Source organism: Ramlibacter sp. (assembly GCF_036383835.1).
GTDB lineage: Bacteria > Pseudomonadota > Gammaproteobacteria > Burkholderiales > Burkholderiaceae_C > Ramlibacter.
The window spans coordinates 25,716-45,942 of sequence record NZ_DASVNN010000021.1 but is presented as its reverse complement, the minus strand read 5'-3'; the positions used below and the strand labels follow the sequence as shown (position 1 = coordinate 45,942).

The window sequence follows — 20,227 nt, the reverse complement described above, 5'->3', positions numbered from 1 at the left end:
TACGCAACTCATGCATGACCACCCGCCTTCGGAATTCCAGTCCGAAGTCCCGATCCCCAACTGGTGGCGCCACTGGTGGCGCCGGCAGACGCCGACCCGCCAGGACCGCTACGCGATGCTCGCGCCGCTGGCGGCCGTGCTGCTGTTCCTCGCCGCGATCGTCTCCGCCTTCTGGTACCTGCGGCTGGAGGAGATGGACCGCGAGCAGGAAGCGGTCCGGCGCGACGTCGAATACGGTCAGCAGCGCATGCGCCTGCGCCTGCTGGAGCGGCAGGAACAGCTGATGCGCATCGCCCGCGACATCTCCAACAAGGAGGTGGACGCGGAGGAATTCGTCGGCCGCGCGGAGTCGATGATCGCGCAGTATCCCGAACTGCTGATGCTCACCTGGCTCGACGAGCGCCGCCGCGTCACCGCGAGCTATGCGGCGCCGAGCCTCGCCAACACGCAGGTGCGCGTCGCCGGCGAAGTGCTGCGGCCCGGCGAGACCGAGACCATGTACAGCCTGGCGCGCGACCTGCAGCAGCCGGTGTACTCGCAGCCCGTCGCGGGCCCCGACAGCTCCGGCCTGCTGCAGCTGCACGTGCCGCTGGCGGACCAGGGCAAGTTCGGCGGCGTGATCCTGGGCGAATACTCCATCGACGGCCTGATGCGCTACGGCGTGCCGTCCGAGATCTCGGCCAAGTACGCCGTGGCCCTGCTCGATGGCAAGAACCGCGTGCTGGCGGGCACCGCCGTGCCGCCGCGCAATCCGGCCACGCAGTTCCTGCCCTGGGCCGCGCATCCCAACGAATACGAGGTGCCGGTCTCGCCCGTGGGCAACGGACTGATCCTGCGCGCGCAGGCCTATCGCACCGGACTCGGCGTGATCGGCAGCGGCCTGTTCTGGCTGGTCGGCGCGCTGTCGGCGATGACCGCCTGGATGCTGATCGCCAACTGGCGCCATACCCGCCGCCGCATGCAGGCGCAGCAGGCGCTGATGTCCGAGACCAACTTCCGGCGCGCGATGGAGAACTCCATGCTCACCGGCATGCGGGCGCTCGACATGCACGGCCGCATCACCTACGTGAACGCCGCCTTCTGCCAGATGACCGGCTGGAGCGAAGCCGAACTGGTCGGCCGCACCCCGCCCTTTCCCTACTGGCCGGAAGAGGACCGCGACCTGCTGATGGCGCGCCTGGACGACGAACTGCGCGGCCGCACCATCCAGGGCGGCTTCCAGGTCCGCGTGAAGCGCAAGGACGGCAGCCTGTTCGACGCGCGCCTGTACGTGTCGCCCCTGGTGGACGCCAAGGGCCACCAGACCGGCTGGATGACGTCGATGACCGACATCACCGAGCCGACGCGCATCCGCGAGCAGCTGCAGGCCTCGCACGAGCGCTTCACCACGGTGCTGGAAGCGCTCGACGCGTCGGTGTCCGTGGCACCGCTCGGCAGCGAGGAACTGCTGTTCGCCAACAAGCTGTACCGCCTCTGGTTCGGCGGCCGCGCGGCCGGCCACCTGGGCATGGTGGCGCAGGCCGGCATGAGCGACACGCCGCGCACGGCCGACGCGACGATCGACGACGTCGACCACTTCGCCGGCCTGCCGACCAACACGCTGGAAGGCGCGGTCTCCGAGAACGCGGAGATCTTCGTGCCCGAACTGGGCAAGTGGCTGGAAGTGCGTTCGCGCTACCTGAACTGGGTCGACGGCCGCCTCGCGCAGATGGTGATCGCGACCGACATCACGTCCCGCCGCAATGCCGAGGATCAGGCCGCGGCGCAGGCCGAACGCGCGCAGTCCGCCAGCCGCCTGATCACGATGGGCGAGATGGCCTCCAGCGTGGCGCACGAACTGAACCAGCCGCTGACGGCCATCTCCAACTACTGCAACGGCCTGATGTCGCGCATCCGCGGCAGGCAGATCAGCGAGGACGACATGCTGGCCGCCCTGGACAAGACGGCGCGCCAGGCGCAGCGCGCGGGCCAGATCATCCAGCGCATCCGCACCTTCGTGAAACGCAGCGAGCCGAACCGCACGCCTTCCGACGTGAGCGCGATCGTCAGCGAGGCGATGGAACTCGCCGAGATCGAACTGCGGCGGCGCAACGTGCGCATGACGCACTACATCGCAGCCCGCCTGCCGCAGATCATGGTCGACCCGATCCTGATCGAGCAGGTGCTGGTCAACCTGCTGCGCAACGCCGCCGAAGCCATCGAGCAGGCGAAACGCCCCGCCGGCCGGCGCAGCGTCGAACTGCGCGTGGTGCCGAAGCAGGTGGACACGCTGCACGTCGTCGAATTCTCCGTGCTGGACTCCGGACCCGGCCTCGCGCCCGAAGTGCTGGAACGCCTGTACGAAGCCTTCTTCTCCACCAAGCCGGAAGGCATGGGCATCGGCCTGAACCTGTGCCGCTCCATCGTGGAGTCGCACCAGGGAAGGATGGAGGCGGAGAACATCTACAATGGCAGCGAAGTCGCGGGGTGCCGGTTCTCCTTCTGGATTCCGGTCTCCGGTGCTACAAGTCCGATAGTGGTCAAGGACGCGGGGGTGACAACAGCATGAGTTTGATTCCCAAGAAGGGTACCGTCTATGTGGTCGACGACGACGAGGCGGTGCGCGATTCCCTTCAATGGCTGCTCGAAGGCAAGGACTACCGGGTCCGCTGCTTCGATTCCGCCGAATCCTTCCTCGCCCGCTACGACCCGCGCGAGGTTGCCTGCCTGATCGTCGACATCCGCATGGGCGGCATGACGGGCCTGGAACTGCAGGACCGCCTGGTGGAGCGCAAGTCTCCGCTGCCCGTGGTCTTCATCACCGGCCACGGCGACGTCCCGATGGCGGTGAACACCATGAAGAAGGGCGCGATGGATTTCATCCAGAAGCCCTTCAAGGAAGACGAACTGGTGAGCCTGGTCGAGCGCATGCTGGAGCGCGCCAAGGACACCTTCGCCGAATACCAGAGCGCCGCCAGCCGCGACGCGCTGCTGTCCAAGCTCACCTCGCGCGAGGCGCAGGTGCTGGAACGCATCGTGGCCGGCCGCCTGAACAAGCAGATCGCCGACGACCTGGGCATCAGCATCAAGACGGTGGAGGCGCACCGCGCCAACATCATGGAGAAGCTGAACGCCAACACGGTGGCCGACCTTCTGAAGATCGCATTGGGGCAGACGCCCCCGAAGGGCTGACGCCCGGTTCAGCGTTCAGCGTTCGGCGTTGAGCGTAAAGACGCTGAACGCTCAACTCCCAACGCTGAACCCCCCATGACCGCACAACTCATCGACGGCAACGCCCTCGCCAGGAAGATCCGCGAGGAAGTCGCCGGCCGCACCCAGGCCCTCAAGGCCAAGGGCGTCCAGCCGCACCTGGCCATCGTCCTCGTGGGCGAGGATCCCGCCAGCCAGGTCTACGTGAAGCACAAGGTGGCCGACAGCGAGCAGACCGGCCTGAAGGCCACGCTGGAGCGCCATCCCGCGAGCCTCACCGAAGCGCAGCTCCTGGACCGCATCCGCGCACTCAACGCCGACGCCTCGGTGCACGGCATCCTGGTGCAGCTGCCCCTGCCGAAGCACATGGACAGCCACAAGGTCATCGAGACGATCTCGCCGGCCAAGGACGTCGACGGCTTCCACGTCGCCAGCGCCGGCGCCCTGATGGTGGGCCAGCCCGGCTTCTGGCCCTGCACGCCCTACGGCTGCCTGAAGATGCTGGATTCGATCGGCTACGACCTGCGCGGCAAGCACGCGGTGGTGATCGGCCGCAGCAACATCGTCGGCAAGCCGATGGCCATGATGCTGCTGGGGCGCGACGCGACGGTGACCGTCTGCCACAGCCGCACCCAGGACCTCGGCGCGATGACGCGGCAGGCCGACGTCGTCGTCGCAGCGGTCGGCAGGCGCGACGTGCTGACGGCCGACATGGTGAAGCCGGGCGCGGTGGTGATCGACGTCGGCATGAACCGCAACGACGAGGGCAAGCTCTGCGGCGACGTCGACTTCGCCGGCGTGAAGGAGGTGGCCGGCTGGATCACCCCGGTGCCGGGCGGCGTCGGACCGATGACGCGCGCGATGCTGCTGGTCAACACGATCGAAGCCGCCGAGCGCACCGCCGGCTAGCGCTTCGAACGCTCCAGCGGCCAGAAGGCCCAGCCCTCGCCCTCGAACTCGTCGTCGTCCTCGATGAGCCAGGGCCCGGGGGCAGGCAGCTCGCGGGTTTCGGCAGCGGGACCCGATGCAGCGCGCGGCGCATCCGACGCGCCGCCCGGCCCGGAGGTGAGCAGCGGCGCGATACAGGCCAGCTTGCGCATCAGGTTCATGGATTCCTCGCTTTCAGGATTCCACGGTACGCCGGGGCCCATGAACATCCCCTGAACGGCATGCGCCAATGGCGGCCATCGGCATTGCCAATGGCCGGCCGCCCTTGTGCGGCGGCGAGCTGCCGCAAAATGGTGGCATGAGCAATCCCCTCCTCGACTTCCAGGACCTTCCCCTTTTCGACCAGGTGCGGCCGGAGCACGTCGCACCGGCCGTGGACGAACTGCTGGGCCAGGCGGACCGGGCGCTGGCCGCCGTCACGCAACCGGACTTCCCGGCGGACTGGAACGGGATCGCGAAGGTGCTCGACGTCGCCACCGAGCGGCTGGGCCGCGCCTGGGGCATGGTCGGCCACCTCAACGCGGTCGCCGATACCCCCGAGCTGCGCGCCGCCTACAACGAGGCGCTGCCGCGCGTGACCGAGTTCTGGACCCGCCTGGGCGCGGACGAGAAGCTCTACGCCAAGTACAAGGCGGTGGACGCGGCGCAGCTCACGCGGGAACAGAAGCAGGCCCACAAGAACGCCTTGCGCAACTTCGTGCTGTCGGGCGCCGAACTCACCGGCGCCGCCAAGGACCGCTTCGCGCAGATCCAGGAGCGCATGGCCGAACTGAGCCAGAAGTTCAGCGAGAACGCGCTCGATTCCACCGACTGCTTCGCCTACTACGCCGCGGAAAACGAGCTCGATGGGGTGCCGCCGGACGTCGTGCATGCCGCCCGCGCGGCGGCGGAAGCGGAGGGCAAGCAGGGCTGCAAGCTCACGCTGAAGATGCCCAGCTACCTGCCGGTGATGCAGTTCGGCACCAGCCGCACCCTGCGCGAGCGCCTGTACCGCGCCTATGTCACGCGCGCCAGCGACCAGGGCGATCCCAAGTTCGACAACTCGGCGCTGATCCGCGAGATCCTGGCGCTGCGCCAGGAGGAAGCGAAGCTCCTGGGCTATGCGAACTTCGCCGAGGTCTCGGTCGTGCCCAAGATGGCCGAGTCGCCGAAGCAGGTGGTGCAGTTCCTGCGCGACCTCGCGCACCGTGCGCGGGCACATGCGATGAAGGACGTGCAGGACATGCGCAGCTTCGCGAACGAGGCGCTGGGCATCGAGGACCCGCAGGCCTGGGACTGGGCGTTCGTCGGCGAGAAGCTGAAGGAAGCCCGGTATTCGTTCAGCGAGCAGGAGGTCAAGCAGTACTTCACCGCCCCGAAGGTGCTCGCGGGCCTGTTCAAGATCGTCGAGACACTGTTCGAGGTGGAGATCCGCCGCGACTTCGCCCCGGCCTGGAACCCGGGCGTCGAGTTCTACCGCATCGAGCGCGGCGGCGTGCTGGTCGGCCAGTTCTACCTCGATCCCGCCGCCCGCACGGGCAAGCGTGGCGGCGCCTGGATGGACGACGTCCGCGCCCGCTGGCTGCGCCCGGACGACAGCAAGCTGCAGACGCCCATCGCGCACCTGGTGTGCAACTTCGCCGAAGGCGTGGACGGCAAGCCGCCGCTGCTGACGCACGACGACGTGATCACGCTGTTCCACGAATCGGGCCACGGCCTGCACCACATGCTCACCCAGGTGAACGAGCGCGACGTCTCGGGCATCAGCGGCGTGGAGTGGGACGCGGTGGAGCTTCCCAGCCAGTTCATGGAGAACTTCTGCTGGGAATGGGGCGTGCTGAAGCACATGACGGCCCACGTCGACACCGGCGAACCGCTGCCCCGGGAGCTGTTCGACAAGATGCTGGCGGCCAAGAATTTCCAGAGCGGCCTGGCCACCCTGCGGCAGATCGAGTTCGCCCTGTTCGACATGCTGTTGCATTCAGAACACAGCCCCGAGGCCGATTTCATGCCGCTGTTGCAGCAGGTCCGCGACGAGGTCTCCGTGCTTCAACCGCCGGCATTCAACCGCATGGCGCACACTTTCAGCCACATCTTCGCGGGCGGCTACGCGGCGGGCTACTACAGCTACAAGTGGGCCGAGGTCCTCAGCGCCGACGCCTATGCCGCGTTCGAGGAGACGGCGGGCGACGACGGTATGCCCAGCGTGAAAACCGGGAGAAAATACCGCGAGGCCATCCTGGAAGCCGGCGGCAGCCGTCCCGCGATGGAGTCGTGGAAGGCCTTCCGCGGCCGCGAGCCGACGCTGGACGCCTTGTTGCGCCACCAGGGAATGGCCTGACACAATCGACCGAGTCGTTTCGAGGGGGATCTATGGTTTCCGTGCGTCTCGCGGCCGTGGCCGCGCTGGTGGGCTTCGCTTCGCTGTGGGGCACGGCCTCGCTGGCCCAGGTGTACCGGATCGTCGGTCCCGACGGCAAGGTGACCTATAGCGACCGCCCGCCGCCGGACGGCAAGGCCACGCAGGCGGCCGGCGCGCCGGTCGCGAGCGGCGGCGGCAGCTCCACGGCCGCCCTCCCCGCCGAACTGCGCGCCGCGGCCAACCGCTTCCCCGTCACGCTGTACAGCGGGGCCGATTGCGCGCCCTGCCTGACGGCGCGCAACTTCCTCGCCTCGCGCGGCGTCCCGTACACCGAGAAGTCGGTGGTGACGCAGGACGACGCCAAGGCGCTGCAGAGCCTCTCCGGCGAACTGCGCCTGCCTTTCGCCACCATCGGCGGCCAGCACGTGCGCGGCTTCTCCCAGTCCGAATGGTCCTCGTACCTGGACGCCGCGGGCTATCCCGCGACCTCGCAGCTGCCGGCCAGCTGGCGCAATCCGGCGCCCACCCCGCTGGTGGCGGTGCAGGCCGCGCCGGCCGCGGCGAATCGCCCGCAGCAGCCGGCCGCGCAGCAAGCGCCGGCCGAGTCGCCGCGGCCGAGCGACCCGTCGCCGTCGAATCCGGCGGGGATCCGCTTCTAAGGCGCCCTAGAACTCGAGCGTTTGAACGCCGCTCGCCGTGGCGAGCAGGCAGACCTGCGCCTTCTGGTGGGCGAACACCCCCACCGTCACCACGCCCGGCCACTGGTTCACTTCGCTCTCGAAGCCGAGCGGATCGCGGATCTTCAGGCCGGTGACGTCGAGGATGTGCTGGCCGTTGTCGCTCACCAGCGGCTGGCCGTCCTTCAGGCGGACCTTGGCCGTCCCGCCCATTTGCTGGAACTGCCGCACGACGCGCTGCGTGGCCATGGGGATCACCTCCACCGGCAGCGGGAAGCGGCCCAGCACCTCGACGCGCTTGGAATCGTCGGCGATGCAGACGAAGCGGCGCGACTGCGCGGCCACGATCTTCTCGCGCGTGAGCGCCGCGCCGCCGCCCTTGACCATGTGGCCGCGGCCGTCGATCTCGTCGGCGCCGTCGATGTAGACGGCCAGCTCGCCGACCTCGTTGGCGTCGAACACGCGGATGCCGATCGCGCGCAGCCGCTCCGTCGAGGCGACGGAGCTGGACACCGCGCCCGGCACGCGGTCCTTCATCGTGGCCAGCGCCTCGATGAACTTGTTGACCGTGGAGCCGGTGCCGACCCCCACGATCTCGCCCGGCACCACGTACTTCAGCGCCGCCTGGCCGACCAGCGCCTTGAGTTCATCCTGCGTCACGCGACAATCCCCGGTTTGATTCGAAGCCGGAATTATCGGATGTCCCTCCTGCCCTACGCCCTCGCCCGTCCCTTCCTGTTCGGGCTCGACCCCGAAACCGCGCACGAGCTGACCCTGGGATCGCTCGCCCGCCTGCAGGGCACGCCGCTGCGCTGGGCCTACTGCAACGGCTTCGTGCCGGATGCGATCGAGCTGGCCGGGCTGCGCTTCCCCAACCGCGTGGGCCTGGCCGCGGGCCTGGACAAGAACGCGCGCTGCATCGACGCGCTGGGCGCCATGGGCTTCGGCTTCGTCGAGGTGGGCACCGTCACGCCCAAGGGCCAGCCGGGCAATCCGCGGCCACGGATGTTCCGGCTGCCGGAGGCCAACGCGCTGATCAACCGCCTGGGCTTCAACAACGAGGGGCTGGACGCCTTCGTCGCGAACGTGCGGCGCTCGCAGTTCCGCCAGCAGGGGCGGCTGCTCGGTCTCAACATCGGCAAGAACGCCGCCACGCCCATCGAAGAGGCCACGAGCGACTACCTCGCCTGCCTCGCGGGCGTGTATCCGCACGCCGACTACGTGACGGTCAACATCTCCAGCCCCAACACGAAGAACCTGCGGGCGCTGCAGAGCGACGAGGCACTCGACGCCCTGCTTTCCGCGATCGCCGCGCGCCGCGAGGAACTCGCGCGCGAGCACGGCCGCGGCGTGCCGCTGTTCGTGAAGATCGCACCCGACCTCGACGAAGCGCAGGTGGACGTGATTGCCGCGACCCTGCGCCGCCACGGCATGGACGGCGTCATCGCCACCAACACGACGATCGCGCGCGACAAGGTCCAAGGCCTGCCCCATGCGGAGGAGACCGGGGGACTGAGCGGCAGCCCGGTGCTGGAGGCGAGCAACCGCGTGATCTCGCAACTGCGCGCGACGCTGGGGAGCGGCTATCCGATCATCGGCGTGGGGGGCGTGCTGAGCGCCGAAGACGCGCTGGCCAAGCTGCGTGCCGGGGCGGACGTGGTGCAGATCTACACGGGGCTGATCTACAAGGGCCCGGCGCTGGTCGACGAGATCGCGCGGGCGTTCCGCAACGACCGCGTCACGGCTCCCTCGCCTCGATCCTGATCGATCCGTACCACGCGGCCAGGTCGTCGATGTCCGCGTCGCCGAGCGGTTTCGCGATCACGCCCATCACCTCGTGCGCGCGCTTTCCGCTGCGATATGCGCGCAACTGCTCCGCGAGGTAGATCTCCGGCTGGCCCGCCAGGTGCGGGGCGTTGGGCAACATCGACAGGCCCAGCGGACCGTGGCATACGGCGCAGGCCGCCGCCTTCGCCTTGCCCGCCGCCCGGTCGGCCGCCTGCGAAGCAGGGGCCCCGCAGGCGAGCAGGCAGGCCAGCGACAGCGACAGCGGGCGGATCAAGGCTGGTACGAGATCCGGTAGATCGCGCCCGCGTAATCGTCGGACACCAGCAGCGAGCCGTCCTTCATCACCGCGACGTCCACCGGGCGACCGCGGTACGTGCCGGTCGCGTCGTCGAGCCAGCCGTCGGCGAAGACCTCGGCGCGGCCCGCGGTGCCGTCGGCATTCGTCGGCACGAAGTTGATCAGCGCGCCCGTGGGCTTGGTGCGGTTCCAGGAACCGTGCGCCGCCACGAAGATGCCGCCACGGTACTTGGCCGGGAACTGCTGCGCGTTGTAGAAGGTCATCCCCAGCTGCGCCTGGTGCGCGGGGAACTCCACCTGCGGGAACACCGCATTCGGCGGCTCCTTCATGTCCTTCAGTTCGGGCGCGGCGGAGGTGCCGGCCACCTTGAACTTGCCGCCCCAGTAGGGATAGCCGAAGTGCTGGCCGGCGCGCGTGAGGCGATTGAGTTCGCCGGGCGGGTTCTCGTCGCCGAGGCCGTCGGTCTGGTTGTCGGTGAACCAGAGGGTCTTGTCGCGCGGGTTGAAGTCCATCCCCACCGAATTGCGCACGCCCAGCGCGACCACTTCGCGCTTGGAGCCGTCGAACGGGTCCATGCGCACGATGCCGCCGATGCCGACCTTGTCGTAGGTGCTGAACTTCATCAGCGGCTGCACGTTGTGCGGCTGGCCGAGCGTGACGTACAGCTTGCCGTCGTCGGCCACGCGGCAGGTGCGCGCGCCGTGGTTGTACGACTCCTCGTCGACGGGGATCAGGCTGCCCTGGGCCACCACCTCGATCACCGCGACGTCGGGACCTTCGTAGAAGAACTCCGCTGCGGGGAAATTCAGGATGCGGTTGTGCTCCACGACGATCAGGAAGCCGTCCTTGGTCCAGCACACGCCATTGGGCACCTTGAAGTTCAGCGACGGCGCGAAGGGCTTCACCTCGTCGGCGACGCCGTCGCCGTTGCGGTCCGTCACGGCCCACACCGTCGTCTTGCGCGTGCCCACGAACAGCATGTTGGTCGAGGGCGCCACCGCCATGTGGCGCGCATCGGGCACGATGGCGAACAGGTCGATCCGGAAGCCCGGCGGAAGCTTCACGCGCTTGAGGTTGGCGCGGATCGCCTCCGCGTTGCGCCCCTCCTGCGGCACGGTGGGGATGTTCAGGTCGGTGCCCGAGACCCGCATCTGCTTGAGTGCGCCGAGGTTGTCGCGGCCGCTCTGCGCGAGCGTTGCGAACGACAGGCCGCCGATGGCTGCTGCCACGGCGAGGACGACTGCTCTTTTCATCGCTGCCTCCTGGGTGGTGGAACCTGCTTGCGCCGATTGAAGCGCAACAGGAGGCAGCGGACGTAAGTGGTTTGCCTACAAGAGCTCGCCGACCATCGCGGCAGTCACGTCCTCGGCGATCGCCATCGCGCTGGTCAGTCCCGGCGACTCGATGCCGAACAGGTTCACCAGCCCGGCCACGCCGTGCAGCGCCGGCCCGTCGATCCGGAAGTCCGGCGCCTTCTCGTGCGGTGCGTGGATCTTGGGCCGCACGCCGCTGTAGCTCGGGGCGAGCGCACCGTCGGGCAGGCCGGGCCAGTAGCGCCGCACCTCGGCATAGAAGCCTTCGGCGCGCGCCGGGTCGACGCGGTAGTCGATCTCCTCGGGCGCCCGAACGTCCAGCCATTCGATGTCGGGCCCGAACTTGGCCTGCCCGCCGAGGTCCAGCGTGAGGTGCGTGCCGAGATGCGCATCGCCCGGCGCCGGGTAGATCAGGTGGGTGAACGGCGCGCGGCCGGCGAGCGCGTAATAGTTGCCCTTGGCGAAGGATTCGCTCGGAACGAAGCGCGCATCGAGTCCTTCGAACTGGCGCGCGAGCGAGCAGGCATGCAGCGCCGCGGCATTCACCAGCAGCTCGCATGCAAGTTCGCTGCCGTCGGCGAAGCGCAGCACGTGCGGCTCGCCCGCGCGCTGCGACAGGCGCGCCGACCCCACCTGCGCTCCGAAGGCCACCATGCCGCCCGCACGTTCCATGTCGCCCTGCAGGGCCAGCATGAAGCCATGGCTGTCGACGATGCCTGTCGTCGGCGAATGCAGGGCGGCGATGCAGCGCAGGGCCGGCTCCAGGGCCTTCGCCTGCGCTTCGTCCAGCCATTCCACCGGCACGCCGTTGGCCGCCGCGCGGTCCTGCAGGCCGCGCAGCGCCTGCACTTCGTCCGGGCTGTTGGCCACCGTGAGCTTGCCGCAGCGCCGATGCTCCACGCCGTGCGACGCGCACAGCGCATACAGCAGTTCCTTGCCGCGCACGCACAGGCGCGCCTTCAGCGACCCCGGCGTGTAGTACAGGCCCGCGTGGATCACCTCGCTGTTGCGCGAACTGACGCCCTGCCCGATGCCGTCCTGCGCCTCCACGACGATGGTTTCGCGGCCGGCCTGCGCCAGTGCGCGGCCGACGGCGAGTCCGACGACGCCGCCGCCGATCACCACCGCTTCGACGCGGTCCATCAGCGCAGGTCCCGTGGGTCGGTCGCGAGCAAGCGTTCCACCATCTGGCGCAAGTGCGACTTCAGCCGCTCGAAGCCGGCGTGCTGCTGCAGCGAATCCTCGTCCATGTACAGCTTGCGGTTGACTTCGACCTGGATGCTGTGGCGCTGCGAGGACGGGTCGCCGTAGCGGCGCACCAGCTCCACGCCCTTGTACGGATGGTTGTACGACACGTCGTAGCCGAAACCTCGCAGCGTGTCGCACACCAGCCCCGAGAGCGCCGGCGACGCCGTGCTGCCGTCGCGGTCGCCGATCACGAAGTCCGCATGCACGAGGCCGGGGAAATCGGTGGCGTGGCTGGCGGAGATGGCCGGCATCGAATGGCAGTTCAGGTGGATGCTGTAGCCGTGCCGCGCATGCGCGGCTTCGATGGCCTGCTGCACCGCTGCGTGGTACGGCTGCCAGCAGCGCGCGATGCGCCCGCGCACCTCGTCGGCGGTGAGCTTGCGGTCGTAGATGTCCAGGCCCTCGTCGGTGCAGCGCCAGATCAGTCCCTTGCCCAGGCGCACCTTGGCGAGGAACACCGGGTCGTCGGACAGCGGCTCGGTCCAGGCGTCCTCGAGCAGCGAGACGTCCAGTTCCGTGAGGTCGCGGTTGGCGTCGAGATAGCTGCGCGGGAACAGCGCCTCGATCCAGGCGATGCCCAGGCCGGGCGCGAAGTCGTAGAGCTTCTCGACGTGCGTGTCCTCGGCGCGCCGCAGCACGGCGAGGTCCACGACGGAACGGAAGTCGTCGGGATAGGTCACGCCGCTGTGCGGCGAATCGAGCACCAGGGGGGCGCTGCCGGGGATGTATCGGATCAGCGATTCCATCCACCGATTGTCGCGCACCGCGCGCGGGCGCGGGGCCTAGGCCTCCCCGTATTCCTTGCGCAGCTGCTGCGCCGCCCGCACCATGGCCTGCAGCTTGCCTTGCGCCACTTCGCGCGGCAGGTACTTCATGCCGCAGTCGGGCGCCAGGATCACCTGCTCGGGCGCGACGTGTTCCAGTGCGCGGCGGATGCGCTCGGCCACCGTTTCCGGCGTCTCCACGTCCATGTCCGACAGGTCCAGGCAGCCCACCAGGATCTGCTTGCCCTTCAGCTCGCGCAGTACTTTCGTGTCGAGGTGCGACTGCGCCGTCTCGATCGAGACCTGCTTGCAACTGCAGCCCGCGAGCTCCGGCAGGAAGGAATAGCCGCTCGGCCGCGTGTGGATGACGGCTGCGTAGCCGAAGCAGATGTGCACGCAGGTGGTCCCCTTCACGCCCTCCAGCGCGCGGTTGAGGGCCGCCAGCCCGTACTGGCGGGCCTTCTCCGGCCGCGCCTGCATGTACGGCTCGTCGATCTGCACGACGTCCGCGCCGGCGGCGAACAGGTCCCGGATCTCCGCGTTCACCGCCTCCGCGTAATCCATCGCGGCTTCTTCCTCGCTGGCGTAGAAGTCGTTCTGCGCCTGCTGCAGCATCGTGAACGGGCCCGGCACGGTGATCTTGGTCCTGCGCGTGGTGTTCGCCCTCAGGAACTTCAGGTCGTCCACTTCCACCGCATGGCGGCGACGGATGCGGCCGACGATGCGCGGCACCGGGTTGGGGTGGCCGGAGCGGTCGAGCGCCGAGCCGGGGTTGTCGAGGTCCACGCCGTCCAGCGCGGTGGCGAAGCGGTTCGAATAGCTCTCGCGGCGGATCTCGCCGTCGGACACGATGTCCAGGCCCGCCTCTTCCTGCGCCTTGATCGCCAGCAGCGTCGCGTCGTCCTGCGCCAGCGCCAGGTAAGGCTCCTGCAATCGCCACAGCTCGCGGGCGCGCACGCGCGGCGGGAAACGGCCGGCGAGCTTGGCGCGGTCGATCAGCCATTCGGGCTGCGGAAAGCTGCCGACGATGGTGGTGGGAAACAGCATGCGGTCTCCTTCGGTGGTGCGCCAATCTGGCACAGCCACCCTGCTCCACGCAATGGTGATTGCTAGTGGAGGCGCCGGCGGGTCGCGGCGAAGCCGCCGCCGCATCCGAGCAGCGCGGCCGCGGCCCAGAAGAGCGGCAGCATGCCCAGCGCCGTGCCGAATGCGCCGAAAGCAAGCGGCAAGACCGTCTGGCCCAGGCTGGTGATCGCCGCGCGCAGGCCCACGGCCTCGCCGGTGCGTTCGGCCGGCGCCGTCACGTGCAGCAGGCTCATGACGACGGGCTGGCCGCATCCGAGCACGAGGCCCAGCACGAGCGCCAGCGGCAGCATCGTCCCCACCGTCACGCAGAACGGGAACAGGAAGTAGCCGAGGCCCGATAGCACGAGCGCCGCACCGATCAGCCTCCACTCCGGCACGCGGCGCATGATCCACGGCAACGCGACGCGCACGGTGGCGCTGCCCACGCCGAAGGCGCCGGCGACGACGCCGATCGCGGTGGCCGAGAGGCCGCTTTGCGCGCCGTGCAGCGGCACCAGGAAAGTGAACAGGTCCCAGCCCGCCGAGACCATCGCGCTCACCAGCAGCACGGCGCGCAGCGGCGGCAGCCGCAGCAGGTCCAGCACGCCTTGCGACCCGGCCTGCGCCGGCCGCTCGGGCTGCGGCATCGCCGGCGCATCGCGCAGCAGCCAGCCGGCGGCGAGCGGCAGCACCGCCAGCAAGGCGAACGCCCAGCGATACCCCACCAGGTCGATCGCGGCGCCGGCGATCATCGGACCAGCCAGGGCGGAAAGGGAGAAGCCCACGGCCATCAAGCCGAACGCGCGCGTGCGGCCCGCGGCGCCGGCGATGTGCCCGATCGCGTTGTTCACGGCCACGTGGGCCTGCATGAAGGACGTGCCCACCAGCAGGCTGGTGAGCGCGAGGCCCGGCAGCGAAGGCAGCAAGGCAGCGACCGCCGCGCCGAGTGCGATGCCTGCCAGCGCGATGACGGTCGGACGCCGGTAGCCGGCGCGATCGACCCAGCGCCCGACGTGCACCGCGACGAACGTGGGGACCAGCATGATCAGGCTCATCAGCAGCCCCACCAGCATCGGCGAGGCTTGCAGGTGCAGGGCTTGCAGCGAGATGGCGAGGCGCGCGCCGCCGAAACTGGTGTGGGCGACCGTCAGCAGCAGGATCAGCCGCAGGGGAGTGGCAGCAGCAGGAATTTCTGAAGGACGGGACCGCACCCGCGAATGGGACTGCGGCGATGTTAACGTCCCCGCAGCCCCCGTCGTCGGCGGACTACACAAGCTTGCTCCCTTTGCGCCGCGACGCCGCGCAGCCGCTGGGTAGAGTCACCCCCGAAGGACACGCCCATGCGCTCTTCCACCAAGAAAAACCTCAGCCTCGCCGCCATGCTCGCCGCGCTCTTCGCCGCCGGCTTCCTGGGCACGCTCACCTACGACGCCTGGCAGCGCCGCGAGGCCTCGATGCGGCAGGACCAGGTCGCGGCGGCGCCCGTGCCTGCACCCGGCGCGGCCGCCGAATCCGACGCAGAGGCCGTGCCGCCTGCGCCTCCGGGCACCGAGGTCGTGCCGCCGGAGGAATCGGAGAGCGACCGCGGCCCCGCGTCCGCGTCGCCCGCCGGCCCGACGCTGTCCTTCGGCCGCGCGCAGGGCCTGCACCAGACGCCCGACCCGCTCAGGCTGAACTCCAGCGCCGCCCTGGTGGTGGACCAGGCCAGCGGCGAAGTGCTGGTGCGCAAGAACGACCAGGCGGTGCTGCCGATCGCGTCGCTCACCAAGCTCATGACCAGCCTGGTCGTGCTGGAGGCGAGCCAGCCGAAGGACGAAGTGCTGACCATCACCGAGGAGGACGTGGACAACGAGCGCCACAGCCGCTCGCGCCTGCGGGTGGGCACCACGCTCACCCGGGAGGAAGCGCTGCAGCTGGCGCTGATGTCCAGCGAGAACCGCGCGGCGCACGCGCTCGGCCGCACCTATCCCGGCGGCCTGCCGCGCATGGTGGAAGCCATGAATGCGAAGGCCGCGCAGCTCGGCATGAAGAACAGCAGCTTCGTCGACCCGACCGGCCTGTCGAACTCCAACAAGTCGACGGCGCGCGACCTGGCGCTGCTGGTGCGGACCGCCGCCCAGAATCCGACGATCGCGGCGTTTTCGACCACGCCGCAGCACGTCGCCTCGCTGGGCGGCAAGAGCATGCAGTACATCAACTCCAACCGGCTGGTGCGCAATCACAAGGCGGGCTGGGACATCGCGCTGCAGAAGACCGGCTACATCGTCGAGGCCGGCCGCTGCCTCACCATGTCGACCGAAGTGGCGGGCCGCCACCTCATCATGGTGCTGCTGGATTCCGAGAGCAACGGCACCCGGCTGAGCGATGCCGAGAAGCTGCGGCGCTTCGCGGTCGCGCAGATCGGCGGGCCCGAGGCGCTGGCGGCGCTCGATGCGGAAAAATCCGCGGCGCGCAAGGCCGCGGCGCGCAAGGAGCGGAACGAAACGCGACACGCCGCGTCGGAGAAAAAGCAGAAGAAAGTCGTCGCCGGCAAGGACGATGATGACGACGACGCCAAGAAGAGCGCCGCCAGCCGCGGCAAGGATGGCGGCAAGAAGAAAAAGACGGTGGTGGCCGACCGCAAGGACGGCGACAAGGATTCCGGCAAGAAGGCCTCCGCCAGATCATCGGAGCGGAAGAAGGACCGCGTGAAGCAGACCTTCGCGGCCGGCAAGGAATCCACCAAGAGCTAGCCCTGCCGGGCCGCTCCCTGCGCACAGCGCCCCGGGCCTCCGCGGGCGCTGCTGTCGCGCTACTTCCCCGAAAATTCGCTCATCTGCGCCCAACCCGGCGCTGAATGCGGGAATACTCACGGGCTGGAGAAGAACTCCACCGTGTCCTACAGGTCTATCAGAAGCCTCCTACAGCTTCGTAGCGCAAGACCTACAGGACACAATGCAAAGCACCAAGAACACCTTCCCCGCCTGGGCCACCGTCACCGTCGCCGTGGTCGGCGCGTTCGGCGCCCTGTCGAGCCAGGTTTCGAACGGCTCCGCATCGGGCCCCGTGGCCGCCGCCGTGAGTGCCACGGCGCACGCCGCCGCGGAAGTCGCGGGTCCTGCCGTGAAGAGCGTGACCGCCGCGGCCGCCGTGGCCGCGACCAGCCACGCCGCCCCGGCCGCCATCGCATTCGCCGCCGCCCCGGTCGCCAAGGCCGCCGTGAAGATCGTTTCGCAGGAAGCGGTGCGTGCGCAGATCAAGTTCGACACGGTGCGCTATGCCGGCAAGCAGATCAAGACGCTGGACGACGAGTCGCGCCTGCTGCTGGTGCAGGCCGCCGCCGAACACGCGGGCCTGAACGATGTCGGCCTGACCTTCGAAGACGTGTACGGCGTCATCGAAGCCGAGACCTCCTGGATCCCGCGCACCGGCATGGGCCGCAACGGCGTGACCAGCCACGGCCTGGCGCAGTTCGAGCCGCGCACGGCCAAGGGCCTGGGCCTGAAGAACCCCAACGACCCGGTGCAGGCCGTGTTCGCCGCTGCACTGAACATCAAGCACGGCGCGGAATGGGCGGAGGACAGGATCGACCATCTCACGCTCACGCCGGAGCAGCGCGCGCTGAAGCTGCGCGAGGGCGTGTCGATCTACTACAACCTGTCCGTCAAGGGCCGCAACAAGTGGGACGGCACCAACACGGCGGCCCTGCCCGTCGAGACGCAGCGCCACATCCGCAACGTGCGCGCCGGCGCGGCGGAAGCCACGGAACTGGCCGGCAAGCTGGACGTTTGAGAGCGCGCTCTGCTTTGGGCGGGCCCCAGGCACCGCCCTTGTCGCTCGCCTGAAAAACATTGCTCCTGGCCCCATAGCGGGTATCAGGAGGTAAAGGTGCTTCCCCTGACAGAGACGGCGCGAACAATCCGCGTCGGAGGTCCGGCGCTTCGCGGGCCTCCGCACGCGCGGCCCGGGGAGAGGGTCCCGGTGCCCGTTCCCCATCTCCCAATGTCAGGAGACAACGCATGGCGATCTTCATCGGCACTGCGGGCGACGATTTCTTCTTCGGCACCGAAGAAGCGGACAACATCTCCGGCCTCGGTGGCAACGATTCCCTGTTCGGCCAGGGCGGCAATGACGTCATCGACGGCGGCGAAGGCGACGATTCGCTCGCCGGCGGCGCCGGCGACGACCAGATCTTCGGAGGTCTCGGCAACGACGGGATCATCGGCGACCTGGGCAACGACGTCATCGACGGCGGTGCCGGCGACGACCTCGTGAGCGGCAACGAGGGCGACGACCAGCTTTTCGGCGGCGACGGCAACGACATCCTCCGCGGCGGCACGGGCCTCGACAGGCTGCGGGGTGGCGCGGGCAACGACAACTTCATCTGGTCGCTCGCCGCAACCTTCTTCTCCGGGGCCGAATCGACCTTCTCGTCGCAGCACCTGGTGCTGGACTTCGAAGGCGCCGGCGCCGTCGGCGGCGACACCTTGACCCTCGCTCGCCCGCCGGGCGACCGTCCCTTCGTGTGGAAGGGCGCGCTCGCCGCGATGCCGGCGCTGGGTGGGGCACTCGCAGGCGGTGCCAACGGCGCCACGGACGTCTTCTACGCGGTGCAGGGAGGCGAGACCTTCCTGCTCGCGGATTCCAACGATGACGGGCTGCTCGATGCCGGCGACTTCACGGTGCGCTTCACCGGCGTCCAGAACTTCACGCAGGCCGACTTCGCCGACACCAGCTTCGCGATCGTCGGCACGAACGGAAACGACAACATCACCGGCACCGCGGGCGACGACACCATCCTCGGCCTGCTCGGGAACGACACGCTCAATGGCGGCGACGGGAACGACACGATCGACGGCGGCGGCGGCAACGACACGATCAATGGCGGCAACGGCAACGACGTCCTCGCCGGCGGCGACGGCAACGACCTGGTCAACGGCGGCGCGGGAAGTGATCGCATCGACGGCGGCGCCGGCATCGACACGCTCAACGGCGACGCCGGCGACGACGGCATCCGCGGCGGCGACGGCGACGACGTGATCAACGGCGGCGAAGGCAACGACCGCATTGCCACCGGGCTTCTCGGCGGCAACGGCAACGACGTGATCCACGGCGGCAACGGGCTCGACTTCGTCCGCGGCGACGCCGGGGACGACCGGCTCTTCGGCGACGCGGACGCTGACCGCGTCGCAGGCGGCGCCGGGAACGACGAAGTGAACGGCGGCAATGGCGACGACGTCCTCGACGGCGACGACGGCAACGACGTGATGACCGGTGGCGCCGGCAACGACGACTTCTTCGGCGGCGACGGCAACGACACGATGTCGGGCGAGGCGGGCAACGACAGCATGTTCGGCGGCGACGGCAATGACGTCGTGTCCGGCGGCAGCGGCATCGACGAGGTCGCCGGCGAAGGAGGCTCGGACCAGCTGCAGGGCGGTGCGGATGCCGACGCGTTCGTGTTCTTCCAGGGCACGTTCAACCCGAGTTCCACCTTCGCGGTATCGGACCTGGTGCAGGACTTCCAGGGCGCCGGAGCGGTGGGCGGCGACGTGATCGAGTACAACCAGGGCGGACACATCGCCTGGCGCGGCGCGCAGGCCATCAGCCTGGTGGCGGGCGCCGTACTGCCTGGCGGCGGCAACGGCCTGCACGACCTGATGTACACCGTCTCCGGGGGCAACACCTGGGTGATCGGCGACATCAACGACGACGGCCTGCTCGATGCCAACGACACCGCCATCCAGTTCACGGGCGTCCACAACTTCAACGAGGCCGATTTCGACAACGCGCAGTTCGTGATCTTCGGCACCGACGGGAACGACACGCTGGTCGGCACGGCGAACGACGACATCATGTACGGCCTGGGCGGCGACGACCACATCACGGGCCTTGGCGGCAACGACGAGATCCACGGCGGCGCCGGCAACGATTTCGTGGACGGCGGGGCGGGTTTCGAGAACCTGTTCGGCGACGCCGGCGACGACACGGTGACGCTGGCGAGCAGCGACATCGGCGGAACGGCCGAAGGGGGCGACGGCAACGACACGCTGATCGGCAGCGATGCGTCCTTCAGCAACTTCGACAACAACCTGCGGGGAGATGCGGGCAACGACGTGCTGCGGGCCGGTGCCGTCGGCACGACCATGGACGGCGGGTCCGGCGCGGACCGCCTGGTGAGCGGTGCATCCGACGACCAGATGAGCGGAGGGCGCGACGTGAACTTCGCTCTCGACGGCGCACAGGACCTGTTCGTCTACACGGGCACGGGGCGCTGGAGCGCGGAAGGCAGCTTCTTCGGGGACGTCGTCTTCGACTTCGAGGACGGCGTGGACAAGTTCGACCTGCGCGGCAGCGGCCTGAAGTTCCAGGACCTGACGGTCGTGAACGAGGACTTCCAGACCACGATCACCTCGCAATTCGGACAGATCACGATCTTCGAGAGCTTCGACGCGCCGGTCACCATCAGCAAGGCGGACTTCATCTTCGCCTGAACGAAGCCGCGGAAAACGGCGCCCGGAGGTGCCGTTTTCCGGACCTGGTGGGGTGTGCCACCATGACCCATGCAGGGGCTTGTCACTTTCGCATGGCTCGGGCGTCCAATGAACAGGAAGGCC

At 69.0% G+C, this 20,227-nt stretch carries 17 protein-coding genes; 9 read left to right on the top strand and 8 right to left on the bottom strand.

Annotated elements, in window-relative coordinates:
* Nucleotides 1–10: 10 nt before the first annotated feature.
* From VF522_RS04315 to folD, 3 genes are all read left to right on the top strand, one after another.
* On the top strand, nucleotides 11–2,548 hold the full coding sequence (locus tag VF522_RS04315) for a PAS domain S-box protein (RefSeq protein WP_330906995.1): 2,538 nt from the start codon (nucleotides 11–13) through the stop codon (nucleotides 2,546–2,548).
* Complete coding sequence (locus VF522_RS04310; RefSeq protein WP_330906994.1) at nucleotides 2,545–3,171, top strand: response regulator transcription factor; 627 nt, start codon at nucleotides 2,545–2,547, stop codon at nucleotides 3,169–3,171. Before VF522_RS04315 ends, VF522_RS04310 begins: the two co-directional genes overlap by 4 nt.
* Before the next feature lie 75 nt (nucleotides 3,172–3,246).
* A complete protein-coding gene (gene folD, locus VF522_RS04305; protein ID WP_330906993.1) occupies nucleotides 3,247–4,098 on the top strand; it encodes a bifunctional methylenetetrahydrofolate dehydrogenase/methenyltetrahydrofolate cyclohydrolase FolD in 852 nt (283 codons plus the stop codon).
* On the opposite strand, the gene VF522_RS04300 is transcribed toward folD, so the two are convergent.
* Nucleotides 4,095–4,298 (bottom strand): hypothetical protein, encoded by a 204-nt coding sequence (locus tag VF522_RS04300; RefSeq protein ID WP_330906992.1) that lies wholly within the window; start codon nucleotides 4,296–4,298, stop codon nucleotides 4,095–4,097. The genes folD and VF522_RS04300 overlap by 4 nt on opposite strands.
* Before the next feature lie 137 nt (nucleotides 4,299–4,435).
* Here VF522_RS04300 and VF522_RS04295 point away from each other — a divergent pair, with 137 nt between their 5' ends.
* Together VF522_RS04295 and VF522_RS04290 are read left to right on the top strand one after the other, a co-directional pair.
* Entirely contained in the window at nucleotides 4,436–6,457 is a 2,022-nt protein-coding gene (locus tag VF522_RS04295; protein WP_330906991.1) for a M3 family metallopeptidase, read from the top strand.
* Nucleotides 6,458–6,489: 32 nt separating this feature from the next.
* Nucleotides 6,490–7,137: a DUF4124 domain-containing protein gene (locus tag VF522_RS04290; RefSeq protein ID WP_330906990.1), complete on the top strand. Its 648-nt coding sequence runs from the start codon at nucleotides 6,490–6,492 to the stop codon at nucleotides 7,135–7,137.
* 6 nt (nucleotides 7,138–7,143) lie between these two features.
* On the opposite strand, the gene rpiA is transcribed toward VF522_RS04290, so the two are convergent.
* Entirely contained in the window at nucleotides 7,144–7,815 is a 672-nt protein-coding gene (gene rpiA / locus VF522_RS04285; RefSeq protein WP_330906989.1) for a ribose-5-phosphate isomerase RpiA, read from the bottom strand.
* A 39-nt stretch (nucleotides 7,816–7,854) separates the two neighbouring features.
* On the opposite strand from rpiA, the gene VF522_RS04280 reads away from it, so the two are divergent.
* Nucleotides 7,855–8,919 (top strand): quinone-dependent dihydroorotate dehydrogenase, encoded by a 1,065-nt coding sequence (locus VF522_RS04280; RefSeq protein WP_330906988.1) that lies wholly within the window; start codon nucleotides 7,855–7,857, stop codon nucleotides 8,917–8,919.
* Here VF522_RS04280 and VF522_RS04275 read toward each other — a convergent pair.
* From VF522_RS04275 to VF522_RS04250, 6 genes are all read right to left on the bottom strand, one after another.
* The gene (locus VF522_RS04275) at nucleotides 8,894–9,217 is read right to left on the bottom strand and encodes a c-type cytochrome (protein WP_330906987.1); all 324 of its coding nucleotides are present in this window, start codon (nucleotides 9,215–9,217) and stop codon (nucleotides 8,894–8,896) included. The two genes, VF522_RS04280 and VF522_RS04275, sit on opposite strands and share 26 nt — an antisense overlap.
* A complete protein-coding gene (locus VF522_RS04270) occupies nucleotides 9,214–10,494 on the bottom strand; it encodes a PQQ-dependent sugar dehydrogenase (RefSeq protein WP_330906986.1) in 1,281 nt (426 codons plus the stop codon). The genes VF522_RS04275 and VF522_RS04270 overlap by 4 nt, the downstream gene beginning before the upstream one ends.
* 75 nt (nucleotides 10,495–10,569) lie before the next feature.
* Nucleotides 10,570–11,697 carry an NAD(P)/FAD-dependent oxidoreductase gene (locus VF522_RS04265; RefSeq protein ID WP_330906985.1) on the bottom strand — a complete coding sequence of 376 codons (1,128 nt, stop codon included), beginning with the start codon at nucleotides 11,695–11,697 and terminating at the stop codon, nucleotides 10,570–10,572.
* The gene (locus VF522_RS04260; protein WP_330906984.1) at nucleotides 11,697–12,548 is read right to left on the bottom strand and encodes an N-formylglutamate amidohydrolase; all 852 of its coding nucleotides are present in this window, start codon (nucleotides 12,546–12,548) and stop codon (nucleotides 11,697–11,699) included. The genes VF522_RS04265 and VF522_RS04260 overlap by 1 nt, the downstream gene beginning before the upstream one ends.
* 36 nt (nucleotides 12,549–12,584) lie before the next feature.
* Complete coding sequence (locus VF522_RS04255) at nucleotides 12,585–13,613, bottom strand: uroporphyrinogen decarboxylase family protein (protein WP_330906983.1); 1,029 nt, start codon at nucleotides 13,611–13,613, stop codon at nucleotides 12,585–12,587.
* 62 nt (nucleotides 13,614–13,675) lie between these two features.
* Nucleotides 13,676–14,842 (bottom strand): MFS transporter, encoded by a 1,167-nt coding sequence (locus tag VF522_RS04250; RefSeq protein WP_330906982.1) that lies wholly within the window; start codon nucleotides 14,840–14,842, stop codon nucleotides 13,676–13,678.
* A gap of 129 nt (nucleotides 14,843–14,971) precedes the next feature.
* Here VF522_RS04250 and VF522_RS04245 point away from each other — a divergent pair, with 129 nt between their 5' ends.
* The 3 genes from VF522_RS04245 to VF522_RS04235 all read left to right on the top strand — a co-directional run bounded on the left by VF522_RS04245 (nucleotide 14,972) and on the right by VF522_RS04235 (nucleotide 20,104).
* Complete coding sequence (locus VF522_RS04245) at nucleotides 14,972–16,363, top strand: D-alanyl-D-alanine carboxypeptidase family protein (protein ID WP_330906981.1); 1,392 nt, start codon at nucleotides 14,972–14,974, stop codon at nucleotides 16,361–16,363.
* A gap of 202 nt (nucleotides 16,364–16,565) precedes the next feature.
* Complete coding sequence (locus tag VF522_RS04240; protein WP_330906980.1) at nucleotides 16,566–17,402, top strand: hypothetical protein; 837 nt, start codon at nucleotides 16,566–16,568, stop codon at nucleotides 17,400–17,402.
* A 227-nt stretch (nucleotides 17,403–17,629) separates the two neighbouring features.
* A complete protein-coding gene (locus VF522_RS04235; protein WP_330906979.1) occupies nucleotides 17,630–20,104 on the top strand; it encodes a calcium-binding protein in 2,475 nt (824 codons plus the stop codon).
* Nucleotides 20,105–20,227: the final 123 nt, after the last annotated feature.